At 39.2% G+C, this 26604-nt stretch carries 29 protein-coding genes; 19 read left to right on the top strand and 10 right to left on the bottom strand.

Translation table 11 applies throughout. The features are described from left to right. Positions 1 to 11: 11 nt before the first annotated feature. Positions 12 to 1082, top strand: coding sequence for a class III poly(R)-hydroxyalkanoic acid synthase subunit PhaC (gene phaC, locus G396_RS0104030; protein WP_028125124.1), 1071 nt, complete (start codon positions 12 to 14; stop codon positions 1080 to 1082). Positions 1083 to 1162: 80 nt separating this feature from the next. Here phaC and G396_RS0104025 read toward each other — a convergent pair whose 3' ends face one another. Next, positions 1163 to 2050: an alpha/beta fold hydrolase gene (locus G396_RS0104025; RefSeq protein ID WP_028125123.1), complete on the bottom strand. Its 888-nt coding sequence runs from the start codon at positions 2048 to 2050 to the stop codon at positions 1163 to 1165. An 88-nt stretch (positions 2051 to 2138) separates the two neighbouring features. On the opposite strand from G396_RS0104025, the gene G396_RS0104020 reads away from it, so the two are divergent. Then, a complete protein-coding gene (locus G396_RS0104020; protein ID WP_006419020.1) occupies positions 2139 to 2546 on the top strand; it encodes a MaoC family dehydratase in 408 nt (135 codons plus the stop codon). A 91-nt stretch (positions 2547 to 2637) separates the two neighbouring features. On the opposite strand, the gene G396_RS0104015 is transcribed toward G396_RS0104020, so the two are convergent. Next, positions 2638 to 3195, bottom strand: a complete 558-nt coding sequence (locus G396_RS0104015) for a chromate transporter (protein ID WP_028125122.1) — start codon at positions 3193 to 3195, stop codon at positions 2638 to 2640. 1 nt (position 3196) lies between these two features. Beyond that, complete coding sequence (locus tag G396_RS0104010) at positions 3197 to 3769, bottom strand: chromate transporter (RefSeq protein ID WP_028125121.1); 573 nt, start codon at positions 3767 to 3769, stop codon at positions 3197 to 3199. Between the two features lie 456 nt (positions 3770 to 4225). Here G396_RS0104010 and G396_RS0104005 point away from each other — a divergent pair, with 456 nt between their 5' ends. Continuing rightward, positions 4226 to 4435 carry a hypothetical protein gene (locus G396_RS0104005; RefSeq protein ID WP_028125120.1) on the top strand — a complete coding sequence of 70 codons (210 nt, stop codon included), beginning with the start codon at positions 4226 to 4228 and terminating at the stop codon, positions 4433 to 4435. A 28-nt stretch (positions 4436 to 4463) separates the two neighbouring features. Here G396_RS0104005 and G396_RS0104000 read toward each other — a convergent pair whose 3' ends face one another. Next, complete coding sequence (locus G396_RS0104000; RefSeq protein WP_028125119.1) at positions 4464 to 4823, bottom strand: thioesterase family protein; 360 nt, start codon at positions 4821 to 4823, stop codon at positions 4464 to 4466. A 124-nt stretch (positions 4824 to 4947) separates the two neighbouring features. Further along, positions 4948 to 6153 carry an acyl-CoA dehydrogenase FadE gene (gene fadE / locus G396_RS0103995; RefSeq protein WP_006419074.1) on the bottom strand — a complete coding sequence of 402 codons (1206 nt, stop codon included), beginning with the start codon at positions 6151 to 6153 and terminating at the stop codon, positions 4948 to 4950. Positions 6154 to 6362: 209 nt separating this feature from the next. On the opposite strand from fadE, the gene G396_RS0103990 reads away from it, so the two are divergent. The 11 genes from G396_RS0103990 (at position 6363) to G396_RS0103940 (ending at position 18368) form a co-directional block, all read left to right on the top strand. Beyond that, positions 6363 to 7271 carry a LysR family transcriptional regulator gene (locus tag G396_RS0103990; protein WP_028125118.1) on the top strand — a complete coding sequence of 303 codons (909 nt, stop codon included), beginning with the start codon at positions 6363 to 6365 and terminating at the stop codon, positions 7269 to 7271. A 142-nt stretch (positions 7272 to 7413) separates the two neighbouring features. Beyond that, positions 7414 to 8595, top strand: a complete 1182-nt coding sequence (locus G396_RS0103985) for an acetyl-CoA C-acetyltransferase (RefSeq protein WP_028125117.1) — start codon at positions 7414 to 7416, stop codon at positions 8593 to 8595. A gap of 34 nt (positions 8596 to 8629) precedes the next feature. Beyond that, positions 8630 to 9733, top strand: coding sequence for an acyl-CoA dehydrogenase family protein (locus tag G396_RS0103980; protein ID WP_028125116.1), 1104 nt, complete (start codon positions 8630 to 8632; stop codon positions 9731 to 9733). A gap of 28 nt (positions 9734 to 9761) precedes the next feature. Beyond that, positions 9762 to 10544 (top strand): enoyl-CoA hydratase-related protein, encoded by a 783-nt coding sequence (locus G396_RS0103975; protein ID WP_028125115.1) that lies wholly within the window; start codon positions 9762 to 9764, stop codon positions 10542 to 10544. Positions 10545 to 10617: 73 nt separating this feature from the next. Then, on the top strand, positions 10618 to 11472 hold the full coding sequence (locus tag G396_RS0103970; RefSeq protein WP_028125114.1) for a 3-hydroxybutyryl-CoA dehydrogenase: 855 nt from the start codon (positions 10618 to 10620) through the stop codon (positions 11470 to 11472). 25 nt (positions 11473 to 11497) lie between these two features. After that, entirely contained in the window at positions 11498 to 12220 is a 723-nt protein-coding gene (locus tag G396_RS0103965; protein ID WP_028125113.1) for a CoA transferase subunit A, read from the top strand. A 4-nt stretch (positions 12221 to 12224) separates the two neighbouring features. Beyond that, positions 12225 to 12878 (top strand): 3-oxoacid CoA-transferase subunit B, encoded by a 654-nt coding sequence (locus G396_RS0103960; protein ID WP_028125112.1) that lies wholly within the window; start codon positions 12225 to 12227, stop codon positions 12876 to 12878. A 348-nt stretch (positions 12879 to 13226) separates the two neighbouring features. Beyond that, positions 13227 to 15683: a heavy metal translocating P-type ATPase gene (locus G396_RS0103955; protein ID WP_028125111.1), complete on the top strand. Its 2457-nt coding sequence runs from the start codon at positions 13227 to 13229 to the stop codon at positions 15681 to 15683. A gap of 33 nt (positions 15684 to 15716) precedes the next feature. Next, entirely contained in the window at positions 15717 to 15914 is a 198-nt protein-coding gene (locus tag G396_RS0103950; RefSeq protein ID WP_028125110.1) for a heavy-metal-associated domain-containing protein, read from the top strand. A 190-nt stretch (positions 15915 to 16104) separates the two neighbouring features. Further along, entirely contained in the window at positions 16105 to 16941 is an 837-nt protein-coding gene (locus G396_RS0103945; protein WP_006419034.1) for an aldo/keto reductase, read from the top strand. 23 nt (positions 16942 to 16964) lie between these two features. After that, positions 16965 to 18368, top strand: coding sequence for an aldehyde dehydrogenase family protein (locus G396_RS0103940; protein ID WP_028125109.1), 1404 nt, complete (start codon positions 16965 to 16967; stop codon positions 18366 to 18368). Positions 18369 to 18556: 188 nt separating this feature from the next. On the opposite strand, the gene G396_RS0103935 is transcribed toward G396_RS0103940, so the two are convergent. After that, the gene (locus tag G396_RS0103935) at positions 18557 to 19120 is read right to left on the bottom strand and encodes an NADPH-dependent FMN reductase (RefSeq protein WP_028125108.1); all 564 of its coding nucleotides are present in this window, start codon (positions 19118 to 19120) and stop codon (positions 18557 to 18559) included. Between the two features lie 231 nt (positions 19121 to 19351). Here G396_RS0103935 and G396_RS0103930 point away from each other — a divergent pair, with 231 nt between their 5' ends. The 5 genes from G396_RS0103930 to G396_RS0103910 are packed head-to-tail and all read left to right on the top strand — an operon-like array spanning position 19352 to position 23298. Next, a complete protein-coding gene (locus G396_RS0103930; protein WP_028125107.1) occupies positions 19352 to 20206 on the top strand; it encodes a patatin-like phospholipase family protein in 855 nt (284 codons plus the stop codon). Between the two features lie 23 nt (positions 20207 to 20229). Beyond that, positions 20230 to 20631, top strand: a complete 402-nt coding sequence (locus tag G396_RS0103925; protein ID WP_006419055.1) for a hypothetical protein — start codon at positions 20230 to 20232, stop codon at positions 20629 to 20631. Positions 20632 to 20655: 24 nt separating this feature from the next. Continuing rightward, complete coding sequence (locus G396_RS0103920; protein WP_006419031.1) at positions 20656 to 21246, top strand: GDSL-type esterase/lipase family protein; 591 nt, start codon at positions 20656 to 20658, stop codon at positions 21244 to 21246. A 14-nt stretch (positions 21247 to 21260) separates the two neighbouring features. After that, a complete protein-coding gene (locus tag G396_RS0103915) occupies positions 21261 to 22295 on the top strand; it encodes a threonine aldolase family protein (protein ID WP_028125106.1) in 1035 nt (344 codons plus the stop codon). 34 nt (positions 22296 to 22329) lie between these two features. Continuing rightward, the gene (locus tag G396_RS0103910; protein ID WP_028125105.1) at positions 22330 to 23298 is read left to right on the top strand and encodes a DUF697 domain-containing protein; all 969 of its coding nucleotides are present in this window, start codon (positions 22330 to 22332) and stop codon (positions 23296 to 23298) included. A 254-nt stretch (positions 23299 to 23552) separates the two neighbouring features. Here the strand turns inward: G396_RS0103910 and G396_RS0103905 are convergent, their stop codons facing one another. The 4 genes from G396_RS0103905 to G396_RS0103890 are packed head-to-tail and all read right to left on the bottom strand — an operon-like array spanning position 23553 to position 26455. Beyond that, positions 23553 to 24209, bottom strand: coding sequence for an amino acid ABC transporter permease (locus G396_RS0103905; RefSeq protein ID WP_006419011.1), 657 nt, complete (start codon positions 24207 to 24209; stop codon positions 23553 to 23555). 10 nt (positions 24210 to 24219) lie between these two features. Further along, positions 24220 to 24870, bottom strand: coding sequence for an amino acid ABC transporter permease (locus G396_RS0103900; RefSeq protein WP_006419048.1), 651 nt, complete (start codon positions 24868 to 24870; stop codon positions 24220 to 24222). 1 nt (position 24871) lies between these two features. Continuing rightward, the gene (locus G396_RS0103895) at positions 24872 to 25708 is read right to left on the bottom strand and encodes a transporter substrate-binding domain-containing protein (RefSeq protein WP_051221102.1); all 837 of its coding nucleotides are present in this window, start codon (positions 25706 to 25708) and stop codon (positions 24872 to 24874) included. Between the two features lie 15 nt (positions 25709 to 25723). Continuing rightward, positions 25724 to 26455 carry an amino acid ABC transporter ATP-binding protein gene (locus G396_RS0103890; RefSeq protein WP_006419016.1) on the bottom strand — a complete coding sequence of 244 codons (732 nt, stop codon included), beginning with the start codon at positions 26453 to 26455 and terminating at the stop codon, positions 25724 to 25726. Positions 26456 to 26604 lie beyond the last annotated feature (149 nt).

The following is a 26604-nucleotide window of genomic DNA, read 5'->3' as shown; positions in this document are numbered from 1 at the left end:
GGAATCTGATTATGTTTGATGAATTATTAGAAATAAATAAACAAAACTTTGAAGATGTGATTCATTCACAAAAGAAAATGCTAGGTGCAATTGATACCTTAGCCCACCTAGAATTACCTAAAAAAGGTGTATCTGAAAAAGAAGCAGTCTATACATCTGATAAAGTAACTTTATATCATTACGTACCAAAATCTAAAAAACTCATATCTCCCCCTGTCTTAATTTCTTATGCCTTGGTAAATAAATACTATATGATGGACCTCCAAGAAGGAAAATCTTTTATCGGTGGATTATTAGATGCCGGTTTAGACCTTTACCTTATCGACTGGGGTTATCCAACTAAAGATGATATGTATATGACCATGGAAGACTATATTCTTGGTTATTTAGATGAAGCTGTGGATTATATCCGTGAAGAATCTGGTTATGATCAAATCAACTTGATGGGGATTTGCCAAGGTGGTACTTTCTCTACAATTTATACATCATTACGCCCTGAAAAAATCAAAAACTTAATTACTTTAGTAACCCCAATTGACTTTGATACTGATGAAAAATTACTGTTCAAATGGGGACCATATTTAGACATCGATTCTATCGTAGATGCCTATGGTGTTGTACCAGGTGATTTCATGAACAATGGTTTCTTAATGTTACAACCTGTTACTTTAACAACTAACAAGTATCTTGATTTAATTGATTCACTCGATGATGCAGATAAGATGACTAACTTCATTGCGATGGAAAAATGGATTTTTGACTCTCCAGGTCAAGCCGGTGAAACCATCCGTCAATTCAACAATGACCTTTACCGTGATAATAAATTAGTCAAAGGCGAATTGATAATTGGCGATGAACAAGTGGATATGAAAAATATCCAATGTCCAGTTCTCCATATTTATGCTAAATTTGACCACCAAGTACCGAATTCTTCTTCAGATAAGATGAAGAAATATGTGGGTTCTAAAGACTTTGAAGAACATTGCATTGAAACCGGTCATATTGGATTGTTTGTATCTGGTAAGTCTCAAAAAATCGTTGTACCAATGATCTCTGATTGGGTTAAAGACCACTCAAAATAAGCGTCCAAGGTTAAACTTATTTACTAGCGCTGATAAAAAGGGTTGAGGCGCTAGGCCTCAACCCTTTTTATCAGCGCTAGTTAAACAATCGCACGGATACTTTCAATGAATAATTCAAATTCATCATCCATAATCGCATGGCCTGATTGTTTGAATATTTTTAAATGGGCTTGTTTACCAAAAGCGGCTTTGAAGGCATAAGCTTCTTTACTTTCAACCACCCGGTCGTAAACACCATGCCAAATATGAACCGGACATTTAATAGTGCTTAAGGATGAATATCCCATTTGCTGGAGTTCTTCCTCAAGGTTAAAGTAAAGTAGACTATAATAGAAGTCGCCAAAATTTTGTTGTCGCATGGCATCCATGGTGAGGCGGTTTTCATAAGTAGGGTCTAAGTGGCTACGTTGAAAGATGCCAGCATGAAGTAAACGTTGAAAGAAGAAACGATTTCGTAGCCGGAAGTTAGATTCCATATGGCTAACAATAGACTGGTGAGCAAACTCAGAAGATGCTTGACCAAAGGGATTAAACAAGGGTAAAACGTTTGGGAAGACATCAATAATGTCTTCAAAACCACGTAGGCCAATCGAGGCAACTAAAATGACTTGTTTAATCGTATCTGGTAAGAGGGCTGCAACTTCTAAAGCAACCCCACCACCGGCTGACCAGCCTATGATTGTTAAATCATTAAGGTTCATCGTCTGGATAAATCGTTTAACATCTTGGGCAAAATCACTGAGATGGGAAATTTTATGATGGTAGCTGGATTGGCCAAAGCCACGCAAGTCTAGGGCATAAAGATTATAATCGCCAGCTAAGGCCTGAAGGGTTCGCGTCCAATTGCTAGCAGAAGACAGGTTACCATGTAGAAAAAGTAGGTTCGGTTTATCGAGACTGAGATCTTGGATGTAGGCGATGTTTTCGTCATTTTCAAGTGTTATATATTGATAAGGGTAGAAGAACATGAGTCTGCTCCTTTTCTATGGCTTTAGGCCAATTATAGCACGCTTTCATATATATTAGTTATAACAAAAAATTAAGGAGTGTATAAGTATGACAGAAGAAAAATATTATGTAGGTCAATCAGATTCATTTACTAAGACAGTAACCGAAGCTGATGTAGTTTTATTCGCAGGTGTAACGGGAGACTTAAACCCAGCTCATGTCAATGATGTTTATGCTAAGAATTCAATGTTTAAAGGACGGATTGCTCATGGTATGTTCTCTGCTGGTTTAATCTCAGCAGTTTTTGGAACTAAACTGCCTGGACCAGGAACAATTTATCTTTCTCAAACCCTTCAATTTAGAAAGCCAGTTTATTTCAATGATACGATTACTGCGACCGTAACTATCAAAGAAATTGATGAAAAAGGTCGTATCTTATTTGATACAACCGTAACAAACCAAAATGGTGATACGGTTGTGACTGGTGAAGCTAAGATGTTACCACCAAAGGACTAAACGATCAGAATTATCTGAAATGAATAAATTATAAAAAAACATCCAGGGATTGGGCTTTTTTGCCCAGTCTCTGGATATTTTTATTTTGCAATTAAATAAATAGGTAAATTATACCGCCGATAATTCCAGTTCCCACCATGACCATGATCGGATCAAGTTTCCATTTACGGAGGATGATGAAGGCAGCAATGAATAGGATGCAAGCAATCCAATCAAGGGGAGCTTGGGGCAGGTAGCGGGTATCTGTCAAGGAAGCGTCTAAGATAGTCAGACCAGCAGAAGTAATAAAAGCGACGATTGCTGGTTTTAAACCATTTAACAAGGCATCGAGGACGCCCAGTTGACGGAACCGCTTATAAAGGTAAGCTAAGGTCATAATAATAATAAGTGAGGGCAAGATACATCCTAGGGTCGCTAGGATAGCTCCGGGTAAGCCCGCCATGCGGAGACCGATAAAGGTAGCTGAATTTACCGCAATAGGACCCGGAGTCATTTGGGCGATGGTAATTAAATCAGTAAATTCTTTGAGACTCATCCATTGATTCTGGGTCACAATTAAATCTTGAATCAGAGGAATTGCAGCTAAGCCGCCTCCAATTGAGAAGGTTCCAACCTGAATAAAGACAAGAAATAGTTTCCATATAATCATTTTATTGGCCTCCTTTAGAACTTAATTTGAGGCTGAAATAGCGAATTAAGCTTAACAAGGTAACCACTAAAATAACATAAACAATATTGATTTTAAGGAAATAAACACTGACAAAGGCCGCCAACATAACTAGGAGGGAAAAGCCTTTATGCACGGCCAAGGCTTTTTGAGCAAGGTCTAAAGCAACATCTAAAATGACTGCGGCTACCCCAGCCTGCATACCTTTTAAGATTGCTGCAATAACGGAGTTGGTCCGAAAAGCATTATAGAAGATAGTTACTAAAGAAAGGATAATAAAAGGAGGCAGAATGGTCCCGATAATGGCAACTAAAGCCCCCAGCCAACCGGCTATTTCATAGCCGACAAGAATCGAGGCGTTGACGGCAACTGCGCCCGGACTCGACTGAGCAATGGTGGTGTAGTTAATAATATCATCTTCGGTTAGCCAACCAAGTTCGTCCACAAACCGTCGTTTCATAAGGGGGATAATGACATAGCCCCCTCCAAAAGTGAAGGTCGAGAGGGTGAAGGTTGTTCTAAAAAGGGTAAGATAAGTGTGTAAAGTAATTTTCATTGTGAACCTCGCTTTCTCACTAACCAGTCTATCACGAATAGCCTTGGAATAATATTTTTAACCGTTGTTAAGAATTCCTCATAAAATGGATAAATTTTAATGTTTTTCTCATTTTCCACTTGACTTTGCAAGTGGTTATTGATACACTAGGCATACAAAATCGTAGCTTAAGTGAGTAGACTAAGAAGGATTAATTAGCGAGATAGTGTTGGTGGGAGACTATTCATCTTACTTAGTTGAACCGCCCTTAGGTGATGGGAAGCGGCAGAAGGAGAATAATAAAGATTTTCTTTTGCACTAATCCCCGCTACATAGCGTTATCATGCAAAGCGAATAAGCTAGTCATAGAGCTTATTAAATAGAGTGGTACCGCGGATTAATCGTTTGAACTATTAAATCGTCTCTAAGCCAAGAGCTTAGAGACTTTTTTAATAGATAAGATTGGGAGCTAATTCAATGAAGAAAAAAATAAGTAGTTTAATTTTAGCAGTGACTTTATTGCTTTTAGTCTTGTTATATTATCATTTTTATGAAGAGCGTTTTGCCTATAATGGCCTCCAATATGTCGGTCTTACCTATGGGCACTCACTATCAGAATCACAAGAACAACTAGGGGTTGACTGGCACGGAGCGGCTCAAGCGAGTGTTTATAATGGTCAACCTTAGTGACATCTGTTGCTGTGGGTCGAAAGTCCTATAAACGCGCCATAAACTTTTTGACATTAATAATAGCCCGCTGATGGCTACCTTTAGCAATCATATTTTCTCCGTCAAATGCCTCTAATTCAAAACTATAAAAACGCTGATCTTTTTTAATTAAACGGGCTTTAACAATGATTGAACTACCGATTGCAGAAGCTTTAAGATGATTACACTGGATTTGAGTCCCTACAGAGGATTGTCCTGCTTCTAAAACACCATTTAATAAATCCTGGGTCGTATTTTCCATCATGGCGATTAAAGCAGGGGTAGCTAAGACTTCGAGTTGTCCAGATCCCATCTTGGCAGCGCTAAGCTCGGGAGTCACTTGAAATTCTTTTTCGATTTCTTTCATTAATAACATCTCCTTCTAATTGATTATAATTTTAGTGTAAATGAGTCGGCTTTAAATACCAAGGAAAAATTTAATAATAAAAAACGCTGGGATATTCCCAGCGTTTTTTATTATTAAGTGAATATTAGAGGAAAGCTCCAATACCAGTTAATTCACGACCAACAATCAATGAGTTCACTTCATGGGTTCCTTCATAAGTATAAATTGCTTCAGCATCAGTGAAGAAGCGAGCGACTTCTGTTTCATAAGTGATACCATTACCACCACAAACTTCACGAGCTAAGGCTACTGTTTCACGCATCCGTTTAGCATTATGTAATTTAGCTAGAGAAGAATTGAACATCTTAGCAGTGCCTTCTTCTTGGAGTTCAGCTACACGAGCTGAGTAAGCAATACATGCAGCGACATTAGCTTGCATAGTTGCTAATTTTTCTTGTACTAATTGGAAGCTAGCAATCTTACGTTCGAATTGTTCACGATCAGTCGTTAAACGTAAAGCAGCATTGAAAGCACCAGCAGCAGTACCCATAGCAATGTGGGCTACGTCAACACGAGTGAATACGAAAATCTTAGCAACATCACCAAAGCCATTAATATTCACTAAACGATCTTCGTCTTTAACTTTGACATCCTTAAGGGTGATATGTCCGTTGTTTACGATACGTAAAGCAATCTTATGTTCTACGTTTTCAACAGAAAGCCCTTCAGATCCTTTAGCGACCATGAAACATTTAATTTTGTTGTCGGCAACGTCACGGGCGAACACTGGGATGAAGTCGGCAGTCTTAGCGCCACCAATCCAACGTTTTTCACCGTTTAAGACCCATTCACCGTTTTTGAATTCAGCCGTTGTAGCTAAACCACCGGCAATATCAGAACCATGATCAGGTTCGGTTAAAGCGAAACAGGTTTGACCAGTCATGGTACGAACTTTAGTTGCATATTTTTCTTTTTGTTCTTCTGAACCACCAATTAAAATGGTGTTGTAACCTAAACCACCGTGAACAGTATAGAAAGTAGCAACAGATGGGTCAAAACGAGCTAATTCTAAATATAAGAAAGTATTGTAGATTTCGCGTGCTTTCCATTTATCTTCGCGGCCTTCAAATAAATCTGGGTGATCCATGATACGCGCAGCAGCGAAAGCACCAAGAATTTCTTCACGTGGTAATTCAGCGTTTTCATATGAGTCAATTAAAATTGGACGTACGCGAGTTTCTAATTCATGGCGAAGATTTTGTAAAATAGCTACTTCTTTTTCGGTTAAGGCTGATGAGTAGCCATATACGTCTTCTGGATACATTTCTTTAAGTACTTCTAATTTATTCATAAGTAAATCTCTCCCTTTTTTATTATTCAAACCAAAGAAACGGACATCTAAAGCGCTTACACATAGTATAAGCGACATTTTATAAAAAAACAAATTAAACATAATTAAAGAACCTATAAGAAAAAGTTATAGATTTAACCGCTTACATATGATACAATATGACTATACTATTTTGATATCAAATAATTGTTACTAGAGGGAGCACCGTTATGAAGTTTGATATAACTCAGATGGAATATTTTGTTAACATCGTCGAATGTGGTTTTAACTTGTCTTTGGCATCTAAGAAAATTCATATTAGCCAGTCCGCCTTGAGTCAGTTTATCACTAACTTTGAAAAAGAACAGCAGGTTGACCTCTTTGAACGGAAGAATGGACGATTAGATTCCTTAACCGCGATTGGCCAAGTGATCTATGAAGCCTCACAAGAAATTGTTAGAGAATATCAGTTATTAAGAGAAAAAATTGAAATTGAAGCCGGCAAGCACCAAGGGACCATTCGCGTAGGTCTTCCTTCTTTAATTTTACGTTTTTACTTTGCTTCATTCTTTACGCAAATTATGCTTGAAAATCCTGATATCTATATTGAAGTAGTTGAAGATGGTTCTATTGGTTTACGGAAAAAGCTAATTGATAAAGAATTAGATCTAGCCGTACTAATCGAACCAACCAACCTTGATCCGAATAAGTTTGAGCAACAAATTATTCAAGTTGATCAAATGGCAGCTTTTATGGATATCCATCATCCATTATCTGAAAAAGTATCGATTGAGTGGAAGGATTTGAAACAATATCCAATTTCTACCTTTTCAAAGTCATTTACTACATATGATTTAGTCCAAGAGCGATTAGAGAAAGAAAAATTATCCGGTAATATATTGATGTTTTCATCATCTTGGGATTATTTAGTGGAGTGTACCCAGCAAACTGATCTTATTACAATTTTACCAGCTCCAATAAAACGTTATATTAATAAAGAGAAAAATATTATGCGGCCAATTAATAACTATATTCCATTTAATTTTTATATATGCCGTCCTTCATTACCGGAACATCCTATCCTCAAAGAAGAACTTTATAACCGAATTATTGAATTATTTTACCAACCAGTAGAATAATATAGTTACTATAACAAATCTATAAGTAAAACTTATAGATTTGTTAATTTTTTATTGGTAGATATTTATGAAAGCATAGTTTACAATAATATCTGTAAGCGCTTTTAGAAAATGGAACGGACAGAATAAAGGAGGTCTTTCTTTGAAAGAAGTAGTAATTGTTTCAGCAAAACGTACAGCATTAGGTTCATTTGGTGGTTCTTTAAAGAACATCAATGCGGTGGATATGGCGACAGAAGTTGTTAAAGCATCTTTAAAAGAGATTAATTTAGATCCATCTGAAGTAAATGAAGTTATCTTGGGTAATGTTTTAGGCGCAGGCTTGGGCCAAAACGTGGCTCGTCAAGTCCTAATTAATTCCGGTATCCCTAAAGAATCATCTGCTTTTACTATTAATAAAGTGTGTGGTTCAGGCTTGAAGGCTGTTGCCTTAGCTGCTCAATCAATTATTGCAGGCGATAACGAAGTTGTCGTTGCCGGTGGTACTGAAAGCATGTCTCAAGCACCTTATGTCTTACAAGGACAACGTTGGGGCGCTCGGATGGGAGACGCAAAAGTAGTAGATACCATGATTAAAGATGGTTTAACCGATGCCTTTAACCATTATCATATGGGGATTACTGCTGAAAATATCGCCGAAAAATTTGGTTTTACCCGTGAACAACAAGATGAATTAGCCGCTACCTCACAACAACGTGCAGTTGCTGCGATTGAAGCTGGTAAATTTAAAGATGAAATTGTTCCGATTGAAATTCCACAACGTAAAGGTGACCCAATTGTTTTCGATACCGATGAATTTCCACGTAAAGGTGTTACTGCAGAATCTCTTGGTAAATTAAGACCAGCCTTTAAGAAAGATGGCGGAACTGTAACTGCGGGTAATGCTTCAGGTTTAAACGATGGAGCAGCTATCTTAATCGTCATGACTAAAGAAAAAGCAGATCAATTAGGTATTAAACCACTTGCTACCATTAAATCTTATGCTTCTGGCGGGGTTGATCCAGCTATCATGGGTACAGGTCCAATTCCAGCAACAAAACGTGCATTAGCTCGTGCTGAATGGTCTGTTGAAGATTTAGATTTAATTGAAGCTAATGAAGCATTTGCTGCCCAAGCTTTATCAGTAATCCATGAATTAAACTTCAATACAGATATCGTCAATGTTAACGGTGGTGCGATTGCAATAGGTCACCCAATTGGTGCTTCAGGTGCTCGTATCTTAGTTACACTACTTCATGAAATGGAAAAACGTGATTCTAAGAAAGGTCTTGCGACCTTATGTATTGGTGGCGGCCAAGGTATCGCCCTAACGGTAGAACGTTAGTGCAAATAAAAAGGTAACGAAAGTGGGAATGAGAATGAATACTCAAGTATGGATTCAAGAGATTGAAAGTCGACTGGGGACTACCTTACTTGAGTCTGCTAGACAAACTGATGCAGATGACTCATTCCCTTTTATTTTGGTTGATGAAATTATTCATGACCCTTATTTTGTCGATTTAGTTTCACAAATTGATCGTAACCATACACTGAAGGAATTTAATCAACTCATTAAACAAATTTCTGAGGTGTTTCCAGCCCTGGCAAGCATCTTGTTAACTCAAGCTGCTTATGGGGTTTATCCAATACTTCGCTTTGGTACGGATAGCCAACGGGATACCTACCTTGCTGACTTGATTCAAGGCAAGCGGCTAGGAGCCGTGGCTCATTCAGAAGAAGCTGGGGGGAGTGATATCGAGCAGTTAACGACAACGGTTGTAGAAACTGAAGGTGGATGGATTTTAAATGGTCATAAGGCTTATGTGTCAAATGGCCAGGAGGCCCATTTATTTTATGTTACTGCAAAAAAAGCGGATGCTAACCATAGTTTGCAGCGAGGCGTCTTTGTGGTAAATCGTGATTTAGAAGGCGTAACGGTCCATCCTGCTAAGAAAAAAGTGGGCATAAGGGCCATGTCTGTCACAGAATTGACCTTTGAAAACGTCTTTCTTTCTGAGGAAAGCCTGTTAGGCGGAGTTTACCAAGGAGAAACCCAAAGTAAGGAAATTATGGATCGCATTAAATTATCAATTGTTGCGCAAGCAATTGGCTTAACAGCCTCTAGTATTAAAAAAGGGATTGATTATTTAAGTTTAGACCGTAAGATTGGAACTCGCCTGATTGAAATGCCAGACTATCAACAAATTATTGCACATTTGATTAGTCGTTATGAAGCGATACAAGCATTATATGATAATACGGTATCGCAAAGAACAATTGATAGGGATGCGATTGCTATGCTGAAGTTATTGATTTCTGAATTAGCAACTCAATCAACTGAACAAATTATACATATGAGTGGTGGCTTTGGTTACATGCGCCAAAATGATTTAGAACGCTTAGCCCGTGATGCACGTGCAACTGCTATATATGGTGGTTCAATGGCTACCCAAAGTAAAATTATCGCAAAAAAATGGTTATAAAAGATGATAAATGGAGGAATTATAAAATATGTCATATAATACAATTCTTTTTGAAGAAAAAAATGGAATCGCTTATATTACGATTAACCAACCTAAGTCATTAAATGCTTTAAATACTGAAGTTTTGACAGAATTAGGTCAAGCCGTTCAAGCAATTAAAGAAAGTGAAACAATTAAAGTTGTGATCCTTACGGGGGCTGGCGAAAAATCTTTCGTAGCAGGTGCTAATATTGTTGAAATGTCAACTAAGAGCGCTAAAGAGGGTCAAGTATTCTCTCTATTAGGAAACCGTATCTTCGAAGCTCTTGCAACTTTAGACCAACCTTCAATTGCAGCCGTTAATGGTTTTGCACTTGGTGGAGGCTGTGAATTAGCTATGTCATGTGATCTTCGGATTGCCTCTGAAAATGCCTTGTTCGGCCAACCTGAAGTAGGGTTAGGTATTACCCCTGGTTTTGGTGGTACCCAACGTTTAGCTCGAATTGTTGGTATTGCTAAAGCTAAAGAATTAATCTACACAGCTTCTAATATTAAAGCGGCTGAAGCTGAACGCATCGGTTTGGTTAATAAAGTAGTTCCTCAAGAAGAATTAATGGCTGAAGCTGAAAAATTAGCTGGTAAGATTTTGAAACAAAGTCAAACTGCTGTTCAAAAATCTAAGATTGCAATTGACTTAGGTATTGAATTACCTTTACATCGCGCTGTAGAAGTTGAAGCCGAAATGTTCGGTAATTTATTTGCAACTGAAGATCAAAAAGAAGGAATGGCTGCCTTCGTTGAAAAACGTAAACCTGAATTTACTGGCAAATAGACTAATAACTTAGGTTTATTGATTTTATTTAAGGTTATTATTAATAAAAAATATTTTATAGGGAGTGTTTATTTTGAGTATTGAAAAAGTAATGGTAATTGGTTCAGGTACAATGGGCTCTGGAATTGCCCAAGTGTTTGCCCAAACAGGTAAAGTCGTTTATTTGAACGATATCAAACAAGAATTTGTTGACCGTGGATTGAATGGTATCAAGAAACAATTACAACGTGCAGTTGACAAGGGTAAGAAAACTCAAGAAGAAGTAGATGATATTATTGCGAATATTAAACCTTCTGTTGACTATGCGGATGCTAAAGAGGTTGACTTAGTTGTGGAAGCTGCCACTGAAAATAAAGAAATCAAACTTGGTATCTTCAAACAATTAGATGAAATTGCACCCGAACATACAATCTTAGCATCAAACACCTCTTCTTTATCAGTGACTCAAATTGCTTTAGCAACTAAACGTCCAGACAAAGTAATCGGTATGCACTTCTTTAACCCAGCTCCAGTTATGAAATTAGTTGAAGTAATCTCAACTATCGTAACTTCAAATGAAACTACAAATGCCGTTAAAGAACTTGCTAAAGAAATTGGTAAAACACCAGTATCTGTTAAAGATTCTTATGGTTTCGTAGTAAACCGTATCTTAATCCCAATGATTAACGAAGGAGCTTTTGTCTTTGCAGAAGGAATTGCTTCTGGTGAAGAAATTGATGAAGCTATGAAGTTAGGCGCTAACCACCCAATTGGCCCACTAGCTCTTGCAGATTTAATCGGATTAGATATTGTCTTGGCAATTATGAACGTATTATATGACGGCTTCAAGGATCCTAAGTATCGTCCAGCTCCAATTTTAACTAAATATGTAGAAGCCGGTTGGTTAGGACGTAAGACTGGTAAAGGATTCTTTGATTATAGTAAATAATAAATAAAATATTGGAGGTATGGATATGGTACAATTTGTTTCGATTGAAGAAGCAGTTGCCCTAGTCAAAAAAGGTGCGCGTTTAGGTACTTCTGGATTTGTTGGACCTTCAGCACCAATTAAATTAATTAAGGCTTTAGCCGATGCAGGAACCAATGAATTAACCTTAATCCAAGCGGTTACTTCATTCCCAGGTGCTACTCATGATGTAGACTGGTTAGCAGAAAACAATCAAATTGCTAAAGGGATTCTTGCGCATACAGGTACTTCAAAACAAATATCTGGCCAATTCTTAGCTGGTGATTTAGAAGTAGAATATACACCAATGGGTACTATAATTGAATGTCTTCATGCAGCAGGTGCTGGTCTTGGTGGGGTATTAACGCCTACTGGTGTGGGTACCACTCAAGAAGAAAACCATAAAAAAGTCGAAATTAATGGTAAAGAATATTTATTCTATGAACCACTACCACTAGATGTTGCTTTTGTAAAAGCTAGTAAAGCAGATAAATTTGGTAACCTTGTATGTCAAGGAACTGAAAAATTCCTTACAAAAGAAATGGCTTTAGCAGCTGATATCGTTATTGCTGAAGTTTCTGAAATTGTTGAAACTGGCGATATTGATCCAGATGATGTATTCGTCCCAGGTGTCTTGGTTGATTATGTAGTTCAAGGTATGACGCCAGAAGAAAATACCAAGTACTATACTGAACTTTGGGGCAATGCCAAGATGTTAAGAGAGGGGTAATTGAATGAATGCTAAAGAAATAATCGCACGTCGTATTGCAAAAGAATTCAATGATGGTGATTTCATTAACTTAGGGTTCGGTATTCCTAACCTTTCTGCGGCTTATACACCAGAAAACGTTCATGTTATTCTACAAGCTGAAAATGGTGTTATGTTATTTGGTCCACCACCAACCCCAGCAGAAGTTAAACCAAACGCTTCTAACTCAGGTGGTATGCCAATCACTATGAAACCAGGTGCGTCTACTTTTGATGGTTTGACTTCATTTGCCCTAATTCGTGGTGGTCACGTTGACCAAACTGTCTTAGGTGCCTTAGAAGTTGACCAAGAAGGTAACATTGCTAACTGGTCTATCCCAGGCGTTCTAGCTCCTGGTATGGGTGGTGCCATGGACTTATTAGTTGGAGCAAAACGTGTTATTGCATCTATCCAACATACTGATAAGAAAGGTAATTCTAAAATATTGAAGAAATGTACCTTACCTTTATCTGCCGCTCACTGCTTAGACTTAGTTATTACTGATAAAGCAGTCTTCGGCTTCCAAGATGGTAAATTCTTATTGAAAGAAACAGCTCCAGGCGTTTCTGTTGATGATGTTTTAGCCATTACTGAAGGCGACGTAGTTGTTGCTGACGATGTTCACGAAATGGACATCTAATTTCTAAGCCTTTTAGAAGGAAGGGATTGGGCAAAAAAAGCCCAATCCCTTATCTTTTTTTCGATAATAAAAATTTGTAAGGCAGTGGTCGTTAGGATGGAAACAGCGCCGCAAAGCGACTTGTTCCATCTTAATCAACCTTGAGGGGGGGCGAGGAATTAAAGTAGTTGAGCGAAAGTATGAGTTCAACTACATTTATCCAAGTGCTCCAGTAAGTAAAAATTAGAGATTTTCATGCTTTTGTTCGGCTGCTTTTTTTTTTTATCTTTTCAGTTGACAAATGTAAACCTAGTCTTTATACTTTATCTTAAGTTACAAATGTAAACTTATTAATGGAAGGAGTCGCTTATGATTCACAAAACTTATCCAGTCAACGGCATGGTCTGTGCTTCTTGTGCGCAAACGGTCGAACAAGCTGTAGCTAAACTACCGGGGGTGGAAAAGGCCGCTGTAAACTTAGCCACTGAGAAATTAAGTTTAAACTATGATAAAGATCAGGTGGACTTTCAAACTTTAGCGGATACAGTGGCCAAGGTAGGCTATCAATTAGAAGTCCCTTTATTAAGCCAAGATTTTACCATCGAAGGTATGTCTTGTGCTTCCTGTGCCCAAACGGTTGAAGCAGCTGTGGCCAAGTTAAAAGGAATTGAACAAGCCTCAGTGAACTTAGCTACTGAACAAATGCAAGTGATGTATCAAGAAGGTCAAGTAAATACCAAGGATATTCTTAAAGCCGTTGCCGAATCTGGCTATCAAGCATTTGTTCGTAAAGATGCTAGTCAAGCTCGCATCGACCAAGGTCAGAAACAGGAACAACACATGGATGATTTATGGCGTCGTTTCATGGGGTCGGCTATTTTTGCCCTCCCGCTATTGATTGTTGCCATGGGACCCATGTTGGGTTTACCGATTCCTAGTCATGATTATCCAAAATTATTTGCAGGAATTCAGCTTATGTTAACCTTACCAGTGATATATTTCGGTTGGTCTTTCTTTAGTCAAGGTTTTAAGGCTCTTTTTAAAGGCCATCCCAATATGGATTCCTTGGTAGCCTTAGGTTCTTCTGCCGCTTTTATTTATAGTATTTATGCGACCTTGCGTTTATGGCTAGGTGGTGAGAGTCATTTTGTCATGCAACTCTATTATGAATCAGTTGGTGTCATCTTAACTTTGATTACTTTAGGGAAATATTTTGAAAGCCGGTCGAAGGGGAAAACGTTTGAAGCCATCAAATCTTTGATGGCCTTAGCACCTCAACAAGCGCGTTTGATCAAAGATAAAGAAATGACCATGGTTGACCTAGATCAAGTTCAACTGGATGACATTATTCTGGTTAAACCGGGAGAGAAAATTCCTATGGATGGTCAGATTATTGAGGGAAGCTCAAGTGTGGATGAATCGATGATATCAGGAGAATCCATGCCAGTCTCAAAAAAAGTTGGCGACCAAGTGATTGGGGCGAGTCTTAATAAACAAGGTTCCTTTAAGTTTAAGGTCAATCGATTAAATCAAGATTCAACCCTTGCTCAGATTATTCATATGGTAGAAGAAGCTCAGGGCTCTAAAGCACCGATTGCCCGCTTAGCTGATAAGGTATCAGGGGTCTTTGTACCTATCGTTATGGTATTAGCCCTCCTATCTGGCTTAGCTTGGTATTTTCTAGGGCAAGAATCATTAACTTTTGCCTTAACGATTACCATTTCGGTCTTAGTGATCGCATGTCCGTGTGCGCTTGGTTTAGCCACGCCAACTTCAATTATGGTGGGAACCGGAAAAGGGGCTGAAAATGGAATTTTAATTAAATCAGGCGATGCCTTAGAAAACAGTCACAAGATCCAGGTAATGGTTTTGGATAAGACTGGGACCATTACTGAAGGTAAACCTAAAGTGACGGATATCCTCCTTGCAACCGGTGAATCCGAAGACCAAGTCTTGCAGTTAGCTGCAGCAGCTGAAGCAGCTTCAGAGCATCCTCTGGGTCAAGCAATTGTGGACCAAGCCCAAGCGCAAAATTTAGCTCTGGCTGAAACTAGTGATTTCAAGGCCATTTCTGGTCAAGGAATCCAAGTCAAGGTGGCGGGACGTCAATTATACTTGGGGAATTTAAAGTTGATGCAAGCCCAGGCCATTGATGTCAAGCCTTACCAAGCTAAAGCAAATATGCTTGCTAGTCAGGGTAAAACCCCGATGTATGTGGCTGACCAAGATAAGCTGTTAGGGATTATTGCTGTCGCCGACCAAGCTAAAGCCAATTCAAAGGCCGCGATTGCGGCGCTTCATGATTTAAATATTAAGGTAATTATGCTAACTGGTGATAATGAAAAAACTGCCCAAGCTATTGCTAATCAGGTGGGAGTTGACCAAGTCATTGCCGATGTCATGCCAGACGATAAGGCCTCTGTAATTAAAGACTTACAAAGCCAAAATAAAATTGTGGCCATGGTAGGCGATGGAATTAACGACGCTCCTGCCTTAGCTCAAGCAGATGTTGGGATAGCTATTGGTTCAGGAACCGATGTGGCCATGGATTCGGCGGATATTGTCTTGATGCGGTCTGATTTAATGGATGTACCGGCGGCCCTTGAATTGTCCGCAGCTACCATTCGTAATATTAAAGAAAATCTGTTTTGGGCCTTTGCCTATAATGTCTTAGGTATCCCCGTAGCGATGGGCCTCCTTCACTTATTTGGTGGCCCTCTTTTAAGCCCTATGTTAGCCGGGGCTGCCATGTCCTTCTCATCCGTATCCGTTTTATTGAATGCCTTACGGTTAAGAAACTTTAAAATAAAAGCTAAAAATGTATGATAGAAATAAAGAGAATAGAAAGAGGAATGGATAATGGAAAAAAACTATGAAGTAACTGGAATGAAATGTCAAGGGTGTGCCAATACAGTTGAAAGTAAATTGAATCAAGTTGCTGGGGTTACAGCTGCTAAGGTTGATTTAGCTAAGCATCAAGTTCAACTTAAAGGTGATTTCCAAGATGCTGATTTACAAGCAGCGCTTGCGGATACGAATTATGCCCTAAATCTATAGTTTCGATTGATTTTAATCATTTATATTTGATCAAAACCACACTTTCTTTGAGTAGTCTGTCCAGGTTATATTTACTGGTCTGCTAATGAAAATGTGGTTTTTAATTTTGAAAAAATTTCGGATAAATAGGCATATCAATAAACAAGTCGTTCTCATCCTGTTATACTAATAAATGAAAGGGGTTTCTAAGGTGAAAGAGAAATATTATCTATTAAATGATGGTTTTGCTATTCCTAAGCTTGGATTAGGAACCTATGGCCTCAGAGGGTCTTCAGGTATGCAACGGATTAAAATGGCCTTACAATCAGGCTATCGCTTGATTGATTCAGCCTTTAATTATGAAAATGAAGGAATCGTTGGTCAGGCAATCCGTCAGTCAGGTATTTCAAGAGACCAAATCACGGTTACGTCTAAATTACCGGGTCGCCATCATGCTTATAAGGAGGCTATTGAAACCATCGAAGAGTCTTTAGCCCGTACGGGTTTAGATTATTTAGACTTATATTTAATTCATTGGCCCAATCCAGATCAAAACCAATATGTGGAAGCTTGGCAGGCTTTAATTGATGCCCAAAAATTTGGTTTGATTCGGTCAATTGGGGTGTCTAATTTCTTGCCAGACCATATTGACCGCCTAGAAAAGGAAACTGGGCATTTGCCAGTTGTTAACCAGTTAGAGTGTCACCCTTATTTTAATCAGGCCAAGGTGCTTGACTATCATCAAAGTAAGCAGATTATTGTTGAAGCTTGGTCACCCATTGGACGGGGTTCACAGATGGGACAAGAAGCTGTGATTAATGACTTAGCCCATAAGTATAATCGGTCTAACCAACAAATTATCTTAGCCTGGCATGTTGCCCGAGGCATCATACCAATTCCTAAGTCAGGTAATTATCAACGGCAAGGCGAAAACCTAGCAGCCCTTGATTTTGAACTTAGTCAAGCAGATCTTGAAGCGATTAACGACTTAAGCCAAGATCAAGGTCGGCTTAAAGACCAAAATCCAGCGGTTTATCAAGAATTTTAAAATTAATAATAGGAGGTCGTATAATGGAAACAATGAAAATGTATATTGATGGAGCCTTTCGTGAAAGCTCTAACCATGAATGGTCTAAGGTGACCAATCCTGCCAATGAAGAAGTGGTGGGGCAGGTGCCTAAAGGCACTCAGGAAGATGTTGACTTAGCGGTGGCAGCAGCAAAAGCGGCTTTACCAGCTTGGTCTAGTATAGAGCCTAAGGAGCGTAAAGCATATCTAGAGAAAGTATTAGCCGGAATTAGAGCTCAAGGCGATTATTTAGCCGAACTTATTTCCATGGAGTTTGGGGCGGCGATTACTTTTGCCCAAAAGGCCCATATTCCACTTTCAATTAATGAATTAAAGACAACGCTAGCAGAATTTGATCAATATGAGTTTGAAACATATGAAGATACCGCCTTGGTAACCAAAGACCCGGTGGGTGTGGTCGCTTGTATCACCCCTTGGAACTATCCTTTAAATCAAATCCAACGTAAACTTACACCTGCCTTGTTGGCTGGGAATACGGTCGTGGTGAAACCAGCTTCCTTCACACCTTTAACGGCCTTAGCCTTTGCTAAGATTTTTGATGATGCGGGTATACCTAAAGGGGTGGTTAACTTCGTGACTGGGTCAGGCTCAACTGTGGGAGATTACCTGGCTAAGCATGAAGATGTGAATTGTATCTCCTTTACGGGTTCGACAGAAGTCGGAGCAGGGCTTTATGAAGCAGCCGGCCCAACTATTAAACGGTTAGTGCTAGAATTAGGTGGAAAGTCAGCCATGGTTTATTTAGAGGGTGGCGACTTAGACTACGCTATCGATAAGACCATGGGCACTGTTTATAATAATCAAGGTCAAACCTGTACTGCCCTAACTCGTCTCTTGGTACCAGAAAGTATGTTGGAGGAAGTTGAAGAAAAATTATTAGCCTACTACCAAGACCATATTGTCATTGGAGACCCAGCTGACCCTAAAACCACAGTGGGCCCGATGGTCTCTCAAGCGCAAAAAGACATTGTCTTGGATTATATCGATAAAGGTAAAGCGGCAGGCGCCAAGCTCTTAGTCGGTGGTAAAGGGGTTGGTCCAGGCTATTTTGTGGAGCCAACTATCTTTACTCATGTGACCAATGATATGACTATTGCTCGTGAAGAGATTTTTGGGCCAGTCTTATGTGTCATAACTTATAAAACGGTAGAAGAGGCTGTTCAGATTGCTAATGATTCTGATTATGGTTTATCTGGTGCAGTTGTGGGACCTAAAGATAAAGCTAAAAAAGTGGCATTACAATTGAAAACTGGTAATGTTTTCGTCAATGACGGCCCACGCTCAGCTAAAGCCCCATTTGGTGGCTTTAAGCAGTCTGGTCTCGGCCGTGAAAATGGTCTATACGGAATCGATGACTATGTGGAATTAAAGGCCGTATTTTTATAGAGACTTGGAAAAAACTCCAATTTCTCATATGCTTGCCATCAAAGAAAACTTGCATATAATTTAATAAAAAAAAGAAGTTTGGTAAAATAACCAAACTTCTTTTTTACTTTATATATGTAGGCCCTTTTTAATCTTGCCAAGCCACAGACTTAACTTGGCAAGATATAATTTTATTACTTATACGTTAATTAACGGATTGTTTTTAAAGCATCTGCCCAAGTAGTTACTTCATTAAACATCATGTTTAATGATCCTGCATGGTAGTCAGCTGGTTTAAATTCAGCCATGTTAACAAAGTCAGTGTTTAATGAGAACTGAACTTGTTGTGAAGTAACGGCTAATTTGAAGTTGGCTAAGATCACACGTAAGAATACGTTAGCAGAAAGTCCTAATGAACCACCATAAGAAACGATAGCTGCAGCTTTATTATTGAATTCGCCAGAAATGTGGTCTAAAGCATCTTTAAGACTTGAAGATAAAGCCTTATTGTATTCTGGAGTTACGAAGACATAACCATCAAATTCAGAAACCTTGTCAGCCCATTTTTGAACTTTAGGGTCTGGGTATTTACCACCAAGCATACCTGGAATGTAGTTACCTTCAAAACGTGGTAAATCAAACTCTTTGATGTCTAAAAGTTCAAATTCATGATCTTGAACATTTTCTTTAGCATAGTTTAATAAGAATTCAGCTACTTGGATGTTGTTACGTCCTTCACGAGTAGTTCCTGTTACGATAGCAATTTTTGACATAGTTTGTTTCCTCCTTGAAATTCATAAGTTATTTAATCAACAGAGCCAATTATACAAAAGTTCGTTTGAATAATCAAGAGAAAAGTTTCAATTTCGAAATAAATTTTTAATGAATACGTTTTCCCTCTGATATATTAGTGTTTTGTAATTTGAAATAAAATAAGATAAACTTCTTTTTCTTATCATTATTTAATATTTGTAGTATGATAAGCCTTAAGCGAGGTGAAGTTGATGTCAGAAAAAATTGGGATGGTGCTCGAAGGCGGTGGAATGCGTGGCCTCTATACGGCGGGGGTTCTGGATCAATTGATTGATTTAGACTTACCATTAGCCGGTTTGGTGACTGTTTCGGCCGGGGCTCTATTTGGAGTCAACTATCTCTCTAAACAAAAAGGGCGGACCCTACGCTATAATAAGAAATACTTAGGTAATTCTCGGTATATGTCTTTGGCAAACCTATTAAAGACAGGAAACTTTGTCGACAAAGACTTTGCCTACTATGATATTCCAATGAAATTAGATGTCTTTGATGAAGCGGCCTTTGAGGCTGCAGGAGTAGATTTTTATGTTACGGTAACCAATCTAGCCAGTGGACAGGCTGAATATATCAAGATTGATAATGTCTTTGAACAAATGGAAGCCCTACGTGCTTCTTCAGCCCTGCCATTTTTATCTCGTCCGGTCACTTATCAAGATCAGGCATACTTAGATGGGGGCATTGCCGATTCGATTCCTTATCAAAAGGCCTTTGATTTAGGTTATGACCGGCTGATTATTATTTTGACCCGGGATATCAATTACGCTAAAAGTCCTAGTTGTTTAACTATCGGTAAATGGTATTACCGCCATTATCCCGACTTTATCCAACAGTTAAAGAATCGGGCGGATATGTATAATCAACAAGTTGCGGCGGTTAAAGCCCTAGAAGCCGAAGGCAAAGCATTTGTGATTCGCCCGAGCCAACCCTTAAAAATGAAGCGACTTGAAAAAGACCCCCAAGTGATTGAAGCGGTTTATCAACTAGGTGTAGCGGATATGCAAGACCGCTTGGTTTCCTTGCGGGAATTTCTAAAAGTAAGTGACTGATTATTTATGAGAGGAAGTGGCTTATGCCAGCCTATGATCAATTAGATTTTCTTTTATTTTCTAGGCCAGGATCGGGTGATGACTTATATGATCTTTATTTAGATCTAGGACAAAGGCATTATCATCTGGAACATCTAGATGCTGAGATGGAGGTAATGGAAGATCCCCTCGAGGGAAATTTGCGGCGGTCGCGGGTGAATAAATTGCGACTGGATTTTGAAAAATTAGGCCTCTTGGATTGGCCATATCAGAAATTAGATGAGGTGAGTGCTCGGGGCGATTGGCCATTAATCTATAATTTTGTGGATGATTTAGATGATGAGGAATATTACTGTATGGGTGACCTTAATGATCCCAGTTCCTTGGACAAGCTCCATCGTCTATTAGAAGAACATTTGGGAATTACTTTTGGTTTACGTGGGTAAGTTAATAATAGAAAAGAGTGACATATGAGTCAGAAAAAACGAATTGCGTGTTTAGGAGATTCAATTACCTTTGGTTATGGGATTGGCTATCAAATGGATACTTATCCTGGTCAGCTCCAACATAAATTAGGTGATAACTATGAAGTTTTGAATTTTGGTTGTAATGGGGCAACCGTCTCTCAAGCGGGAGACCGTCCATATTTAGAATGCCAAGAAGCGCAAAGTGGTTTGACTGCTGAGGCGGATTTAACGATTTTGTGTTTAGGCACCAACGATACTAAGGCGATTAACTGGCAACCTAGTCGTTTTAAAGCAGATTACCAAGCAATCATTGATGCCTACCGCTCTGAGAATCGGTCAGGTCAATTAGTTTTGGTACAGGTTCCCAAGATTTTTGCCAAGACGGTCCACCAAGAAGATTGTAATGACCAATATTTGGTAGAAGTGAACCAAATGATTGAAGAAATTGCAACGGCCAATAACTTAGACTTGATTAACTTGTATTTATTAACCCAAAACCAGCCTTCTTGGTTCTGGGATGGTCTGCATCCAAATGAAGATGGAACACGGGGGATTGCAGAACTTTTGAGCCAGTATATTAAAGGCTTTTTATAAGAGGAGAGATACGTTTGTTGCATTTTGAAAACGACTATTTACAAGGTGCCCATCCAGCTATTTTACAAGCCTTAATGGCGTCAAATGAAGAAAATTTACCGGGCTATGGTGCAGATGCTTATGGGGCTAAACTCCAAGACCGGTTGAGGGAAATATTAGCTTGTTCCCAAGCCCAGGTTCGTTTAGTAGCGGGGGGGACCCAAGCTAATGCACTAGTCATTGACATGTTATTGGATGATACTGAAGGAGTGCTTGCACCTGACACAGGACATGTGGCAGTCCATGAAGCCGGGGCAATTGAACATTCACGTCATAAGGTGATTACTATTCCGGCCCAAGCGGGTAAGCTGGATGCTAGTCTAGCCCGGACTTATTTAGAAAACTTTTATGCCGATGAAACCCATCCACATATGGTTTTCCCAGGTATGATCTACATCTCCCAACCGACTGAATACGGGGGGCTCTATAGTAAGGCTGAACTTGAAGCCTTGGCCAAACTTTGCCAAGATTACCAAATCCCACTTTTCGTCGATGGGGCGCGGTTAATTTATGGCTTAGCCAGTCCTCAAAATGATGTGTCGCTGGCTGATTTAGCTCAGTTAGCCGATGTCTTTTATATTGGCGGAACCAAGGTCGGACTTTTACTAGGCGAAGCCTTAGTCTTTACAAAAAATAATTTACCCAAACGTTTTGATACCTTAATTAAACAACGGGGAGCTCTCTTGGCCAAAGGGCGCGTTTTGAGTGTCCAATTTGAAGCCCTTTTTAAGGATAGATTGTATCTGGATATTGCTCAAGATAATGCACGTCATAGTCAACGTTTAACCCAAATTCTCCACCAGACAGGCTTTGAATTTTACCTCGACTCACCAACCAACCAACAATTTATTTGTTTAAGTAAAGATCAGTATGATCAATTAAAAGAGCAAGTGGGTATGTCCTATTTTGGCCTAGATGATAAAGGTCAGGTAGTGGCTCGTCTGGCTACAGCTTGGTTTACAACCGATGCTGATTTAGACCAATTAGAAAACTTATTAAGGTCGCTCTAGTTTCTTTGATCAAAATTAGAAAGTGGGAATAGACATGGCCCAGTGGTGGCAAGATATTCGAAAGTTTCTCAAATTAATTGTTATCTTCGTATCGATTATTTTCTTCGTGTTTTTAATTAACCAATGTGTGACCTTGTATAACCTTTTGGCTCAGATCCATCCTTACGTGGCTATAGCTGGTGTGGCCCTGCTTGTCTTAGCAATTTTATGGTTTGCGTATAAGCTCTACCGCCAATGGTCAGCCAGTCCAGAAGTCATCCAATTGAGTCCAGAAGCTTCGGATGCTGACTACCAGGATTATGTCGAGAAGATGCTAGCCCTCCTAGCCAAAAATCCTAACCTGCAGGATTTTGATTTTGAAGATGAGCAAAAAACTCAAGAAGAAAAATTAGACCAAGCGATTGCGGTCTTAGACAACTTATCCTTACCTATGATTAAACAAAATGCTAATGCGATTTTCTTAACGACGGCCGTTTCTCAAAACGGTTCATTAGATAGTTTAGTGGTACTTTTCTCATTGATGCGGATGATTTGGCAATTAGCCAATGTCTATCAAACCCGTCCCAGTCTGAAAGGTTTTCTTAAATTATACGGCCAAGTGGCTTCGGTGGTCTTGATGGCACGGACGATTGAAGATGCGGATTTAATTGAAGGTCAGTTAGAGCCCTTGATTGCATCTCTAGTTGGAGAAAGTGTGGCGTCTGCTATCCCGGGGATGGTACCCATCACTAATCTGGTTGTATCTTCCTTAATGGAAGGGTCTGTGAATGCTTTTCTAACCCTAAGAGTGGGCCTAATAACCCAAGCCTATCTAGGCATGGAAAAACGGGAAGACCGGTCTTATATTCGTCGTTCAGCCGCCATGCAATCCTTAACCCATATGGGGTCTATTATTAAAGAAAACGGGAAAGTGATTGTGAAAACTGTTGCCAATGCGGTCAAAAAATCAAGTATGGGGACTGCGAAGAAATGGTTTAACTTAGATGCAGTTTTTAATAAGTAAGATTGCCTCGGGTTAGCTTAGGTATATTTATACGTCAAAACGAGGGGAGTGGGCAAGACGTAGAAAATCTATGATTTTCGCTTCGTCTGCCCGCCCCGCAAGGTTGACTAGGATGGAACAAGTTGCTTCGCGATGCGGTTTCCATCCAGTCAACTCCTGCGTTGTACCATATGAAATTCAATATAAATGAGAGGGACTGGGCTTTTTTGCCCAGTCCCTCGTTTTTTATTTAAACTTATAGACTAAATTAAAGCTTAATTATAAGTCCGCTTGACTTCAAAACGACGGCCTAATAAGGATAAGGAGTAGCAAACTAGAAAATAAAGAACAGCAACAATAAAGAAAGTAATGATAATCGCGGATACGTCTTGATTATAAATAATCTTAGCATTGTGCATGATTTCTGGCAGAGCAATAATAGTTGCTAGAGAAGTATCTTTAATCAGGGCAATCAACTGGCTGATAATTGAGGTAATCATGTTACGAACAGCTTGGGGTAAGAGAATTAAAGAGAGGACTTGCCAGGTGGTCAAACCAGCAGCATAGCCGGCTTCAGCCTGGCCCTTGGGTAAGCCTTTAAGGCCAGATCGGATAATTTCAGAGACCATACAAGATTCAAAGAGAGACATGGCCGCCACGGTCGACCAGAAAACTGAAAAACGGATACCGATTTGGGGGAGGGCGAAATAGGTAAAGAAAATAATTAGTAAAAGGGGTAAATTACGAATAGTATCGATAATTAGTCCTAAAAGATCTGAAAGGATGGGGATATTTTCAAAACGTAGGGTTCCCAAGATGATGCCTAGAATCAGGGCAATCACAATGGTAATCGATGAAACAGTAATAGTCAGCCATAGACCTTGGAGAAGAAATGAGAATTGGGGCATAGAGAATAAGAAAAGGGGATTCATAGGCTACCTCCTAGCGTGCCATTTTAGCTTGTTGATTTTCCCAGTGTTTGACCATTAAACTTAAGGGAATAGTAATGAGTAAGTAGAAAAGACCGACGATGATATAGGTTGAAAAGACATTGAAACTTTGACTGGCTATCAGGTCGCCTTGATACATGATATCTAGTCCGGCAACCATGGCTAAAATGGAAGAGTTTTTGACCAAGTTAATGATTTGGTTACCAAGTGTCGGTAAGACTAAATTGATAGCTTGGGGAAGGACAATATGGAAGGTAACTTGACTTTGACTAAGTCCAGAAGCAAAACCAGCTTCTTTTTGTCCCTTGGGAATTGAAGTGATTCCACTTTTAACCACGTCAGCGACAAAAGAAGAGGTATAGAGGCTAAGGCCAATTATCCCTGCTTGGTAGCCGGTTACCTTTATGCCATAAAGGGGCACAACCACATAAAAGAACATCACAATCACAAGTAGGGGAATATTCCGGAAGACTTCGATGTAGATGGTTGTAATGGTTGACAAGAGTTTGTTATGGGAAGTTTGTCCAACTGCCATGGAAATACCAATCACAAAACTAGCAATGAGGGCAATCGCGGAGGCTAAGAGGGTATGACCGAAACCCGCTAAGAACTGGTCAGAAAAATTTTGAAATAAGGTGAGCATCTTAATTACCTCCTTGGTTTAGAACTTCAGCAAACCATTTATCATAGATTTTTTGATAAGTGCCGTCTGCTTTCATAGCGGCTAAGGCTTGGTTAAGCTGTTTTTTGAAGTCAGCCTGGTTTTTATTAACCGCAATCCCATAAGGTTCTTCGGTGAAATTTTCACCAGCTAAACGAAAGTCTGGGTTTTCAGAAATTAGCCCTAAGAGAATAGCATTATCAGTAGTCAAGGCATCGCCTTGTCCGGCCTTGAGCGCTGTGAGTCCTTCCGCATAAGTTTCTAATTCAATTAGTTTGGCCTGAGGAGCCAGTTTTTTTATGTTTTGGGATGAGGTGGAACCTTTGACCGACACGACTGTGGTAGAGGCATCTAAATTATCGATTGAATTAATCTTAGAATCCTTAGCGACTAAGAGGGATTGACCCGCATCAAAATAAGTATCGGTAAAATCGACTACTTTTTTACGTGCTTCATTGATGGTCATAGTTGCAATGATGGCATCAATATTACCATTACGCAACAAAGGAATCCGAGTTTTAGATGTGACTTCGACAAACTTGGCATGCTTACTGTCACCAGTGAGGCGTTTGGTTAGTTCCTTGGCGACATCAATATCAAAACCTTCTATTTCACCATTTTCAATGTTGTAGAAGCCGAAAAGTTTGGTGTCATTTTTTATACCCCAAACAATCGTTTGATCTTTGTTGCTAAGCCGTTGGACGATATCTGGCTGGCTGACGCTAGTACCAGCCTTGCTAAAAACCAGAACAAAAGTAATTACCAGTAGGGTAAAAATAAGGCTAGCTAGCACCTTACTATATTTTTTAAGAAAAGTCATGATAGGGCCTCCTTCTTAGTGGCGAATAATTTTGCTAAGAAATTGGATAGCCCGTTCTTCCTTAGGTTGTTGGAAGAACTGTTCAGTAGAAGCGTCTTCAACGACCTCGCCCTGATCCATAAAAATGACCCGGTCTGCAACTTCTTTGGCAAAGCCCATTTCATGGGTGACACAGACTAGCGTAATATCTTTAGCGCGAGCAATATTATTCATAACATCTAGAACTTCACCGACCATTTCAGGGTCTAAGGCAGAAGTGGGTTCATCAAAGAGCATAATATCTGGCTTCATAGCTAAAGCGCGGGCGATGGCAATCCGTTGTTTTTGACCACCAGACAAGGTGTTAGGGTAAGCGTTAATTTTATCCGCCATACCAACTTGTTCTAATAAGTCATGGGCCCGGTCTTGAGCTGCTTGCTTATCCAAATTAAGTACTTTAATAGGAGCAAGAGTAATATTATCAAGGACACTCATATGGGGGTAGAGTTCAAAATGTTGAAAAACCATCCCAATATGTTTCCGTAAATCTTTGAGGCTTTTACCTGCCTTTACTGCTTGGTCATCTATTAGGAGTGTGCCGGAATTAATAGCCTCTAAACCATTAATTGTCCGTAATAAAGTTGATTTACCTGAACCAGAAGGGCCAATTAATACCACGACCTCTCCTGTTTCAATGGTTAAATTAATATTTTTTAAGGCGTGATATTTGCCATAGTATTTGTTGACGTTTTGGAATTTAATTGTCATGGTAAGCCCTCCGATTGTTTTTTTGATAGGTTACCACTAAAGGACCCTTATGAAAACAAAGATATATCATAAGATGTTAGCTTTTATAACATGTTATTATGTAAGTTTTTTCACGACATATTAAAATAATTAATCATATTATCAAAAAA

Source organism: Eremococcus coleocola DSM 15696, assembly GCF_000428865.1.
In the GTDB taxonomy this organism is placed as follows: Bacteria; Bacillota; Bacilli; order Lactobacillales; family Aerococcaceae; genus Eremococcus; species Eremococcus coleocola.
The sequence above is the reverse complement of the archived record's forward strand: the minus strand, read 5'-3'. Positions and strand labels throughout refer to the sequence as shown.